The organism is Brevundimonas staleyi (assembly GCF_041893865.1).
Taxonomy (GTDB): Bacteria; Pseudomonadota; Alphaproteobacteria; order Caulobacterales; family Caulobacteraceae; genus Brevundimonas; species Brevundimonas staleyi.
In genome coordinates this window covers 2,163,220-2,173,990 of record NZ_CP169082.1, presented here as the reverse complement: position 1 = coordinate 2,173,990, position 10,771 = coordinate 2,163,220, and the positions used below count along the sequence as shown (strand labels likewise).

Sequence of the window (10,771 nt, the reverse complement as noted above, 5' to 3'; positions counted from 1 at the left end):
TGAATCGCATGGCACCAACGCCTTTCGATCTGAGTTTCGAAGACCTCGTCGAAGCCGGGGCCCGAGCGTCCCGCGCCGCCGCCGATGAGGCGAAGCGCGCCGACGTTCCTCTTGCTGCGTTTGAAGCCGAACCTGCGACCCCGCCGCCGTGGGACGACGCACGGCTCGATCTGCTGAAGACGCTCTGGCTCGACGGATTGAGCGCCACCCAGATCGCGATGCGGCTCGGTGGGATCACCCGAAATGACGTCATCGGCAAGGTGCATCAGCTGGGCCTGTCCGGCGGACGGCCATCAACCCGCCCGGCCTCGGCCCGCGTCCGACTAATGGAAGTGGCGGACGGCACCGCTACGGTGCTCACCCTCGGCGCCCACATGTGCAAGTGGCCGATCGGTGATCCGTCTTCACGCGAGTTCACCTTCTGCGGTCGTCGGGCATCCGAAGGCGTCTACTGCTCCGAGCACGCGCGCGTCGCCTACTCTCCCACTGCAAGGCGAGGCTCACCTCTACCCACCGCAAACCGTGCGAAGGCCGGAGCAGCCGTGAAAGGCGCAGCCGTCACGCCGCTTTTCGGAGCCGCCGACCTCCAGATTGAAGTGCGACGCCGGCTTGGCCTCTGAGCCGCCGTTCGTCCTGATGATCGCGGGGCCAAACGGGTCCGGCAAGACGACCCTGACGAACCAGTTGAGGGCGGACGGGGTCGATCTCGGCCACTATGTGAATCCCGACGAGATCGCCAAGACGCTGGAAGGCGCCTATGGCGCGCGCGTCCGTGAAGCGCAGCAGATCGCCGCCGATGAGCGGCAGGCTTGCCTTGAGGCCGGACGAAGCTTCTCGTTCGAGACCGTGATGTCTCATCCGTCCAAGATCGAGGTTCTGCGGGAGGCCAAGACGCGTGGGTTTCGAACCGCTCTCTATTTCGTTGCGACGGAATCCCCCTCTCTGAACGTGGCGCGCGTCGCCCAGAGAGTCCTGCTGGGTGGTCACGACGTGCCTGAAGATCGCATACGTCAGCGCTATGTCCGGACGCTGGACCTGCTGCCCCAAGCGCTTGAACAGGCCGATCTGGCGGTCCTGTTCGACAACACTCACGGCGCCCCTGCCCTTCTCCGCCCATTCTGTGAAAAGGCGGGGGCCAGGATCACCCTTTCGCCCCCGCTTCCGGACTGGGCGCGCCCGGTGCTCCGGGGCCTGGTGCCCTTCTAGGGTCGGCGGCGGCATGTCGGCTCTCGATGACCTCAGGAGGCAGCTGCGACCCGGCGAGGTCTATCGTCGTCGGGACCTCGCGAAGGGGTCCAGCGCCCTTGATCGCCATGTGCGTCGGCTCGTGGTCGAGGGCCATCTGGAAAAGGTTTCCCACGGCCCCTACATGGCGCCGCGCCAGAGCCGGTTCGGCAGGGCGCCCGCAAGGCCGGAGAAGCTGATCAAGGCCTTCCTCAAGGACGACCGCTTTCTGATGATGTCCCCGAGCGCGTTCAACGGCCTCGGGGTCGGGACGACACAGCTCTACAATGAATCGATCGTCTACAATCTCCGGCGCCAAGGCCGGTTCGAGCTCGGCGGCCTAACCTACGATTTTCGCAGGACGCCATCCGTCCCCAGCGGTCTGAACGCGGAGGTTCTGCTTGTCGCTCTTCTTCTAGGCATGCATCGGCTCGCCGAGGACCGGACCGAACTTGTGCCCAGGGTGCTCGAGCGGGCCCGTGCGTTGGATCCCGATCGATTGGCCCAGGCGGCCAGCGTTCGGCTCGGCGAGGGTCTCCCGGTTACTGAGCCGGGTGCTCGAGACGCCCTGATCGCAGCTGCACTTCGACAGAGGTGGGCTTGGCGGGCCAGAAACCGCTCTGGTCGCGACTACACCTGCACGTTCAGTTTGACCGGCTTTTGGTCTAGACCAAAATAGACGACGCTGAATCACTTCGAGCGATCCGCCTGCCCTGGGCTGGGCATCTTTGCCCCGCCTGGCGATGTGGGCGCTATCGCGATCGAAGAAAGGTCGTTCGCCGCGTCGATGGCCGTCCCCGCGGACTTCCGCTCGGAGTAACGGTCCACCAGCTGCGCCGAGTGCGGGCGCATCAGGATCGTGAAGCGCACCAGTTCCTCCATCACATCGACGATGCGCTCGTAGTAGGCGGACGGCTTCATCCGCCCGGCGTCGTCGAACTCCTGGAAGGCCTTGGCCACGCTCGACTGATTGGGGATGGTGATCATCCGCATCCAGCGGCCGAGCAATCGCAGGGTGTTGACGGCGTTGAAGCTCTGCGACCCGCCGGAGACCTGCATGACGGCCAGGGTTCGGCCCTGGGTCGGGCGCAAGCCGCCCATGCTCAGGGGCAGATGGTCGATCTGCAGCTTCAACAGGCCCGAGACCTGCCCGTGCCGCTCGGGGCTGCACCAGACCATGCCCTCGGACCAAAGAGCGTGCTCGCGCAGTTCGCGCACCGCCGGATGGTCGTCGTCGCCGGGCGATCCCGGAAGGGGCAGGTCGGACGGGTCGAAGATGCGGGTTTCGCATCCCATCCATTGCAGCAGGCGGGCCGCCTCCTCGACGCAGAAGCGCGAGTAGGACCGTTCGCGCAGCGATCCGTAGAGGAGCAGGATCCGGGGCGGATGGTGGTGCGGCCCCAGACCGCGGGCCGGATCGGCGGAGAGATAGGCCTTGTCCAAGGCCGGCAGATGATCCGGATCGGGCAGCGGTCTCAGGCGGTCGAAGGTCATCAGAGGTCCTTGGTCAGATAGGCCGCCGACGCCGGGCAGAGCCCCGCGAACTCGCGGGTCCGCCGGATCGCCTCCGGCGCCGACTGGCGGCTCGCGGCCCGGTAGCCGTTCCGGGCGAAGAAGGGCTCGGCCGTCGTGGTGAGCAGATGCAGGCGTGCGGCGCCCAGGTCGCCGGCGACGACCTCGGCAGCGGCCAGCACCCGGGCTCCCACGCCGCGCGCCTTCCGATCGGCGAGCACAACGAGGGAGCGGATCAGCAGATCGCGCCCCTCCCCTTCCAGCCCGACGTAGCCGACGACGGCGCCATCGTGATCAGCGCTGAAGTAGCGGCCGGCGCCAGGCGCGGGCAGGTCCTCAGCCCTCAGAGCCGCGATCAAGCCGGCGTCGTCCGGCTCAAGCGGATGCAGGACGACCATCAGCCGGCTTTCGTCATCGGGGCCGTGTCCTTGAACCAGCGCCGCCCCAGCCACAGGGCGACCGACACGAGCAGGATCAGGACCGGCACCTCCACCAGCGGGCCGATGACGGCGGCGAAGGCGACCGGCGAGGCCAGGCCGAACGCCGCGATAGCGACGGCGATGGCCAGCTCGAAATTGTTGGAAGCGGCGGTGAAGGCCAGAGCCGTCGTGCGCGGATAGTCGGCCTGGATCAGCCGGCCCATCAGGAAGCTGACCACGAACATGACCAGAAAGTAGATCGTCAGCGGAACCGCGATGCGCAGGGCGTCGAGCGGCAGGGCGACCACCTCGCCGCCCTTGAGGCTGAACATGGCCACGATGGTGAACAGCAGCGCGATCAGGGTGAGCGGGCCGATCCGCGGCAGGAACCGGGTCTCGTACCAGTGCGCCCCCTTGCGCGCGATCAGCACGCGGCGGGTCAGGAAGCCGCCCAGGAACGGCAGGCCCAGATAGACCAGCACCGCCGCCGCGATCGTCCAGACGCTGACGTCGACGACGCTGCCCTCCAGGCCGAACAGCGGCGGCAGGACAGAGAGGAAAATCCAGGCATAGACGCTGAAGAAGGCGATCTGGAACAGGGAGTTGAAGGCCACCAGGCCGGCGACATACTGGTTGTCGCCCCGGGCCAGCTGGTTCCACACCAGCACCATGGCGATGCAGCGCGCCAGGCCGATCAGGATGACCCCGGTCATGTACTCCGGCTGATCCCTGAGGAAGATCACGGCGAGGGCGAACATCAGGATCGGCCCGATCACCCAGTTCTGGACCAGGGACAGGGCCAGCACCCGCTTGTCGGCGAACACCTGGGGCAGGGCCTCGTACTTCACCTTGGCCAGCGGAGGGTACATCATCAGGATCAGGCCGATGGCGATGGGGATGTTGGTCGTCCCGATCGAGAGGCCGTCGACCCAGCCCGGCAGTCCCGGAACGAGGGTTCCCAGCGCCACGCCGGCCGTCATGGCGACGAAGATCCACAGCGTCAGCCAGCGGTCCAGGAAGGACAGCCGACGGGGCGCCTCACGCGGCGTGTCGACCACGGGCGTGTCGACCATCAGCGGACCCTCTTCCCGTCGGCGTCGATGACGACCTCGCCGTCTTCTTTTGTGAAGGGCCTCAGATTGCCGGCCGGAAGCAGGTCCAGAACCGCCTCGGACGGACGGCACAGTTTTACGCCCAGGGGCGAGACGACGATCGGCCGGTTGAGCAGGATGGGATGGGCCTCGATGGCGTCCAGCAGCTGGTCGTCGGACAAAGTTTCGTCGGTCAGGCCCAACTCCGCGAAGGGCGTGCCCTTCTCGCGCAGCAGATCCCGCAGCGAGCCGCCGGCCCGCGCTGCCATGTCGGCGATCCTCTCCCGCGACGGCGGGGTCTTCAGATACTCGATCACATGCGGCTCGACGCCGGCGTGCCGGATCAGCTCCAAGGCGTTGCGCGAGGTCCCGCAGGCGGGGTTGTGGTAGATGATGACGTCCATCGGTGATCCTCAGTCGCGGCAGGGCGCGAGTTCCTTGAGCAGCGGCTCGCAAAGGTCCGCGCGCCCTCCGCAGCAGTCCTTCAGCAGAAACAGGACCAGGTCTCTCAGCCGATCCAGATCGGCGCGATAGACGATGGAGCGGCTGCGGCGCTCCGGCTTGATAAGGCCGGCCCGGGTGAGGACGCCGAGGTGGGACGACAGGGTGTTGGCCGGGACGGCCAGCCGATCCGCGATCTCGCCCGCCGGCAGCCCCAAGGGCTCGTGTCGAACCAGCAGACGGAACGCCTCCATTCGAGTCGATTGAGCGAAGGCCGAAAGAGCGAGAACTGCTGCCGTTGATTCCATAATTCGATTATTCTGGAAATCTGGAGAAGATCAAGGCTTCAAGTTGCTCTTTGAAGGCCACCGACGATGCCGCCCGTCGATCACGAACGGATGCGCGTGGCTCATCCCTCCCCGGTTTTGTCCCTCGGAGAGATGAGGATCGTCGTCGTTTAGGTCAGCATGCGAACGGGCCAGCGCGTCCGGATCCTGGGCGGGACAGACAAGGAATCCGGGCATCGCTCCAGCAGCGCACCCGCCGGCGAGGACCAGGAAGCCGGCGCCTGGTGCGCGACCTTAACTGATCCGGCGAAGTCGTGTTCAAGGCGTGCATATGGACTGCGGGTCACAGGAACCTCGTCTGTTCGCCGGTGCTTTGAGAGTGACCGGCAGGCGTCGTGTTTGTGGGTTCCCCGAATGCTGGAGCGTCGCTTGCCACACACTCGCCCTCGGCTGCAGGCCCTCGCCCTGGCCTGGCCGCCATTCACGTTGCAACAGGAGGATGTGGCAGCGAACGGCGCCGAGATGTTCGCCACCACTCATGGCGGCTTCGAACGTCTGGCTCCGATCTACAGAAACGCCCTGATCGAGACACGGCACTCCTGCGTCCCGATCGAGTGGTATCTGAAGCCCCACAGCTTCTCCGAACGAAATGATCTGTTCCTTGAGAACGCGGTCGCCGTGCTGGCCGAAGCCGCGGGCAAGGCGCTGGCCGAGGCGGAGTTGACGGCGCAGGATATCGACGCGGTCGTCGTCGTCTGCACGACCGGCATAGCCACGCCTGCGCTGGACGCCCGGCTGATGACGGTGATGCCTTTCCGGCCCGACGTAAGGCGTCTGCCTGTCTTCGGCCTCGGATGCGCCGGGGGCGTGGTCGGGCTCGCGCGCGCCGCCGACATCGCGATGGCCCATCCGGACGAGCGCGTGCTTCTGCTTGTGGTCGAACTTTGCGCCCTCACCTTCCGGGCCCAGGACCGATCCAAATCGAACCTCGTCGCGACCGCCCTGTTTGGCGATGGAGCGGCGGCCGCGGTGATCAGCTGTCGTGACGACGCCAAAGGGCCCGTTCTCGGCGCCAGTCGCGAACACACCTGGCCTGACAGTCTGGATGTCATGGGCTGGGAGGTGGCCGACGACGGGCTCAAGGTCGTCTTCAGTCGAGACATTCCGACTCTCGTTCAGGAGGACTTCCGGCCGGTGGCGACGCAGTTCCTCGCCGATAACGGGATGACGGCGAAGGATGTCGGCGGCTTTGTCTGCCATCCCGGCGGGGCCAAGGTGATCGACGCGCTGGAGATCTGCTTCGAGTTGACCCAGGGGACGCTCAGCCACACGCGGGAGGTGCTCCGCGCTCACGGCAACATGAGCGCCGCGACGGTGCTGTTCGTCCTTAAGGCCATGCTCGAGGACGGAGTGGAAGGGCCTCTTCTGCTCACCACCCTGGGCCCCGGCTTCACCGCCGGCTTGATGCTGGTGCACCCCTGATGTGGCTGTGGCTGGTGATCGGTCTGGTGGCGATCCAGCGTCTTTGGGAACTTTGGTTGGCGGATCGCAACACACAACGGCTGATCGCATCGGGCGCAGTCGAAGTCGGCGCCCGCCACTATCCCCTGTTCATCGCGCTGCACGCCAGCTGGCTCGCGGCGATCGCACTCGCCACGCCGCCAGCGACGGTTCCGCATCCCGTCTGGCTTGCGTTCTACGTGGTGCTGCAGTTCGGGCGACTCTGGGTCATCGCGACGCTCGGACGCTTCTGGACGACACGGATCATCACCCTGCCCGGCGCGCCGTTGGAAAGACGGGGTCCCTACCGGCTCGTTCGTCATCCCAACTATGTGATCGCGTCCCTCGAAATCCTCGTCCTGCCGCTGGCGTTCGGCCAGGTCTGGATCGCCATCGCATGGAGCATCGCGAACGCTATGCTTCTGGCGTGGCGTATTCGGGTGGAGGATGGGGCGCTTGCCGACCGCAGATAGGCCCTCAGGAGCATGACCGGACAGCGTGATCCCAGCCTAGCTGTGCGTCCAGGGAGGCACGCTGTTCACGTTTCACGGCGCACGCGATCACCGGGGAACGGCGGCCGTTCCGGCGGGTTGACCGAGTCCGCCATCGGAGAATCCCATGCATATCCAGTCCATGATCAGCGCCCATCCTCACGTCAAAGGCTCGACCAACGACGCGCTGATCCGCGCCGTCGAAGCGGCCTACGGGTGCGCCGCGACCTGCCGCATCTGCGCCGACGCCTGTCTCGGCGAAGCCATGGTCGCCGATCTCGTACAATGCATTCGGCTCAACCTCGACTGCGCCGACGTCTGCGCGGCCGCCGGCGCGGTCGGCGCGCGCCGCACGGGGAGCAACGAGGCGGTCATCAAGGGCCAGCTCGAGGTTTGCGCCGACATCTGCGCGGCCTGCGCCGCGGAGTGCGACAAGCACGCGGACATGCATGAACATTGCCGCATCTGCGCCGAGGCCTGCCGCCGCTGCGAAGAGGCGTGCCGGGAGGCGGCTGGCACGATCACTCCGTCGAGCCGTTGATGGAGCACCGCCTTCACCGTGCGTGCGCTGACAACGCCCCGCACGAACGGTGAAGGCGAGTCCGGCTATTCCGGGCGAATGGCGGTGACTTCACCCGCGTTGCCCTGAACGGTCAGGTCGAACTCGACGCGATCCCCGACAGCGGCTTGCTGTACCACGGCGGGGTCTGCCGTGAAGCTCATCGTCATGGCTGGCCAGCCGACCGCCGGAATAGCCTCGTGATTGATCGTCACGGTGCCGGCCGCCGCATCCACGGCGGTGACCACGCCCGCGCCGCTGCCGGATCTGGAGCCCGCAGCAGGGGATGTCGCCGTGTCCGTCGCGCCGGCCGCGGAAGCCGTGTCGACGGGAGCGGCAGCGTCCGGTTCGGCGGCCGGGTCTGCGGGTTGGCCGCAGGCCGAAAGCATCAAGGCCGCGCCGGCGAGTGAGATAAGGGTTCGAGTCATGGAGTCGCTCCTTGGGTTGAGAGGGTTGAACGGGCCTTGCGGCGCCTGAGGAGAAGATAGCCCGCCGGGATAACGAGCATCGAGAGCAAAGGCGCCGTGATCATGCCCCCCGACAGGGCCGCTCAGACGATAAGCCGATCCCAGCTTCCGTAGTGCTCCTCGCTGCGACGCCCGCGCGGCAGGCTCAGGGCGATCAGCGCCAAACCGGCGATCATGCCTGCGACATCGCCGGTGACATTCGATCCGTGCAGCAGCCACGGCGCGGCGATCAGCCAAAGTCCGAAAAGAATGTTCAGGAACCTCAACGGTCGAGCAACCTCTGCCATTGCTATGATGGCGACCGTCACGACCAGGGCGCCGACGAGATGATCGCTGTCGGCGATGGGCGGAATCGATCCGAGCGACGCCCGTGAGAACATTAGCCAGACCCCGATCAACGCGCTCGCCACGAGCGTCCAGGGAAGGTTGACGCCCCGGATCGAAGAGGCGAAAGCCGCCGGCAGAGGATCGCCAAAACCGGGATGTCTGTCGATGGTCCCACCGGGCAAGGCATCGCCCCGGAAGAAGGTCGACCAGACAGGTCTGCCGCGTCGCTTGTTGAGCACGAGGAACTGTCCCATGGCGACCAGCTCATCGAGTGAATAAGGGATCATGATCAGCATGGCCAAGCCCGCGGCCAGGCAGAGGGTGCAGTAGGTGCCGATGGCGATCGGCTGCATGATGATGAAATAGATGCTGACGACGCCCAACGGCACCACGATGACGCCGAACAGCAACACCATCCATGGCATGGTGCGCCACCGCGCTCGACCGCCCATGGCACCCATCAGGATCTCGATCATGTAGATCATGGTGCCCACTCCCCCGTCGGCCACCAGCCAGGCTTTCGACATGTCGGAGGTGATGATGTGTTCGGCGCCGTTCAGCGCGCCGGGAACGTCGAAGAACGGGTCCCACGCACTGTCGATATGTCCGAGCTGGTAGGCGGTGAGCACCCGCGAAATCACTAGGCCGATCGCGCCCATGACGATGATGGGCATGCGCTGGACGTAGGTCGATGGGCAGTAGCTCCAGCCCGGCGGAGTGTTGGTGCCGTCCATCATCCCTTCCATGCTCATGCCCGGCATCATGGGGATGAGCAGGGTCAGGGCGACCACCAGTGCTCCAACCAGCATGTCGTTGGCGTAGACCGCGGCGCTCGGCGCCCAGAAGAGGAGCGAAGCTCCGAGAAGCCAGACGCCGAGTGCGCCGTTGGCCCATTGGGCCCAGCCGTTTCTGGGCGACATGGACAAGGCCGCGAACATCATGATCAATACGCCGCAGATCAGGTCGTTCCAGCCCGTCAAGGCGTTCCGCAGCGCTGGATCCCAGAGCTCGCGTTCCTCCGTGACGTTCAGAATCGCTGCCGAGAACTCCGTTTGGGTAAATGTCCCGAACACGAACGGGACCGTGGCGAGCCACAGCCCCAGTCCCATCGTCAGCCAGTGAACCCAAAGCATGTCGAAATGCATGCCGCGCATGCCTTGGGCATGGTCCTGGATCATCTGCTGATGTTCAGCCGGCGCCATGTCGTGCGGCCGGGCGGCCGCTTTCTCGGCCTTCTCATCCGCGACGCGGGCCGCGTTCAATCCGTTGGCGCGATACCAGGCATAGGGGTCGTCCTTCAGGCCTTGAACGATGACGGGAAGGCTCCCGCGAAGCGAGCGTCGGGGCGACCAGTCCAGCAGCTGACGCGCTCGCGTCAGATCGAGCGTGTAGTGGTCGTCGGAGATATCGACCATCCAGGGACGGATGAAGGTGTCTTCGTCCAGAACCGTGTTCTGGGCCCAGGCCCCCGCCTTCGCCGCGGCCTTGGGAATGGAATGGGTTTCCCAGGCTTCGTCATGGATAAGGCGTCCCAGAGCGCGCTGCAGATCGTCGTAACTCATCGCGTCGATCTCGCCCAGCAGGAGCGGCAGATCAGGCGGGAGCGCGGCGCGCCGGTCTATGACACGCTCGATGGCGTCGAGCAGATCGTCAAGATGAAGCGAGGGTTGGCCAGTGGCCAGGCTTCCAGGATAGACGTGAGAACTCAGACGCCTCTCGTTTATCCTCGCGATCTGCTGGGCCAGAAAGGCGGAGTGACCGCCGTCATCGTAGATGCCGGCCGGACGCAGGTAGACGGCCGGGATCGCGCCGCGCTGCTCGCGGATCAACTGTTCGGTTCGGATTTTGCTGTCGCGATACGGCAGCGATGCATCGAGCGGCGACTGTTCGTTGATCGGAACGCCCGGCGTCGTGGAGGCATGGATCAGCATCGTGCTGACGAAGACGAACTGTTGGGCCTCGAAGGCCTGTAGGGCACCCAACAGCCGCTCGGTCCCCTTGACCGTGACCTCTTCATATTTGCGGCTGGGCTCGCCCGTCAGGTCGAAATAGCCCGCCAGATGGATGACGGAGGCGATCCGCGCGCCATAGGCGACGCGAACCCGTAGGAACGCCGCTTGAACGCTGGCGTCGTCCGTCAGATCAACGCAGACGCATTCGGCTTCGGCAGGCGGGTGTGGCGGCAAATCGCGATCGAAGCCGATCACCCGATATCTTGCGGACAGATGCCTGACGAGGGCCGAACCGATGAAGCCGCTGGAGCCGGTGATGATGACCGTCTCGCGCTCGTCGGGCGGGGCGTTCACCGGCGGGACCGCCCAAAAAGCTCCAATGCGGGGGCTAGAGGTTGAGGAGGCAGATCGATGGGCCGCAGCAGCCAGGACATGGATATCTGGTCTGACCTCGAGGCCATGCCGCTGGTGTCCCTCATATCCTTCATCTCCCTCATCATC

The 10,771-nt window shown here is 65.7% G+C and carries 13 protein-coding genes; 6 read left to right on the top strand and 7 right to left on the bottom strand.

Translation table 11 applies throughout. The features are described 5' to 3' along the window. The first annotated feature begins 8 nt into the window (after positions 1-8). The 3 genes from ACETK8_RS11020 to ACETK8_RS11010 are packed head-to-tail and all read left to right on the top strand — an operon-like array spanning position 9 to position 1,903. Complete coding sequence (locus ACETK8_RS11020; protein ID WP_153922254.1) at positions 9-620, top strand: GcrA family cell cycle regulator; 612 nt, start codon at positions 9-11, stop codon at positions 618-620. Further along, positions 610-1,206 (top strand): zeta toxin family protein, encoded by a 597-nt coding sequence (locus ACETK8_RS11015; protein ID WP_153921660.1) that lies wholly within the window; start codon positions 610-612, stop codon positions 1,204-1,206. The genes ACETK8_RS11020 and ACETK8_RS11015 overlap by 11 nt, the downstream gene beginning before the upstream one ends. 13 nt (positions 1,207-1,219) lie before the next feature. Continuing rightward, positions 1,220-1,903 (top strand): hypothetical protein, encoded by a 684-nt coding sequence (locus tag ACETK8_RS11010; RefSeq protein ID WP_289648451.1) that lies wholly within the window; start codon positions 1,220-1,222, stop codon positions 1,901-1,903. 11 nt (positions 1,904-1,914) lie between these two features. Here the strand turns inward: ACETK8_RS11010 and arsH are convergent, their stop codons facing one another. Genes arsH through ACETK8_RS10985 form a run of 5 tightly spaced genes read right to left on the bottom strand, consistent with a single transcriptional unit; the run spans position 1,915 to position 4,995 of the window. Beyond that, positions 1,915-2,718 carry an arsenical resistance protein ArsH gene (gene arsH / locus ACETK8_RS11005; RefSeq protein ID WP_153921656.1) on the bottom strand — a complete coding sequence of 268 codons (804 nt, stop codon included), beginning with the start codon at positions 2,716-2,718 and terminating at the stop codon, positions 1,915-1,917. Beyond that, entirely contained in the window at positions 2,718-3,134 is a 417-nt protein-coding gene (locus ACETK8_RS11000) for a GNAT family N-acetyltransferase (protein WP_153921653.1), read from the bottom strand. The genes arsH and ACETK8_RS11000 overlap by 1 nt, the downstream gene beginning before the upstream one ends. After that, positions 3,134-4,228, bottom strand: coding sequence for an ACR3 family arsenite efflux transporter (gene arsB / locus ACETK8_RS10995; protein WP_153921650.1), 1,095 nt, complete (start codon positions 4,226-4,228; stop codon positions 3,134-3,136). Before arsB ends, ACETK8_RS11000 begins: the two co-directional genes overlap by 1 nt. Further along, complete coding sequence (gene arsC, locus ACETK8_RS10990; RefSeq protein ID WP_153921647.1) at positions 4,228-4,650, bottom strand: arsenate reductase (glutaredoxin); 423 nt, start codon at positions 4,648-4,650, stop codon at positions 4,228-4,230. The genes arsB and arsC overlap by 1 nt, the downstream gene beginning before the upstream one ends. A gap of 9 nt (positions 4,651-4,659) precedes the next feature. After that, the gene (locus ACETK8_RS10985) at positions 4,660-4,995 is read right to left on the bottom strand and encodes an ArsR/SmtB family transcription factor (protein WP_153921644.1); all 336 of its coding nucleotides are present in this window, start codon (positions 4,993-4,995) and stop codon (positions 4,660-4,662) included. A 393-nt stretch (positions 4,996-5,388) separates the two neighbouring features. On the opposite strand from ACETK8_RS10985, the gene ACETK8_RS10980 reads away from it, so the two are divergent. From ACETK8_RS10980 to ACETK8_RS10970, 3 genes are all read left to right on the top strand, one after another. After that, positions 5,389-6,456 (top strand): type III polyketide synthase, encoded by a 1,068-nt coding sequence (locus ACETK8_RS10980; RefSeq protein WP_289648450.1) that lies wholly within the window; start codon positions 5,389-5,391, stop codon positions 6,454-6,456. Next, on the top strand, positions 6,456-6,947 hold the full coding sequence (locus tag ACETK8_RS10975; RefSeq protein ID WP_153921638.1) for an isoprenylcysteine carboxyl methyltransferase family protein: 492 nt from the start codon (positions 6,456-6,458) through the stop codon (positions 6,945-6,947). The genes ACETK8_RS10980 and ACETK8_RS10975 overlap by 1 nt, the downstream gene beginning before the upstream one ends. Before the next feature lie 145 nt (positions 6,948-7,092). Continuing rightward, on the top strand, positions 7,093-7,506 hold the full coding sequence (locus tag ACETK8_RS10970) for a four-helix bundle copper-binding protein (protein ID WP_289648449.1): 414 nt from the start codon (positions 7,093-7,095) through the stop codon (positions 7,504-7,506). 65 nt (positions 7,507-7,571) lie between these two features. Here the strand turns inward: ACETK8_RS10970 and ACETK8_RS10965 are convergent, their stop codons facing one another. Then, positions 7,572-7,952, bottom strand: a complete 381-nt coding sequence (locus tag ACETK8_RS10965; protein WP_289648448.1) for a copper-binding protein — start codon at positions 7,950-7,952, stop codon at positions 7,572-7,574. Positions 7,953-8,074: 122 nt separating this feature from the next. Continuing rightward, a complete protein-coding gene (locus tag ACETK8_RS10960) occupies positions 8,075-10,624 on the bottom strand; it encodes an NAD-dependent epimerase/dehydratase family protein (protein WP_289648447.1) in 2,550 nt (849 codons plus the stop codon). Positions 10,625-10,771 lie beyond the last annotated feature (147 nt).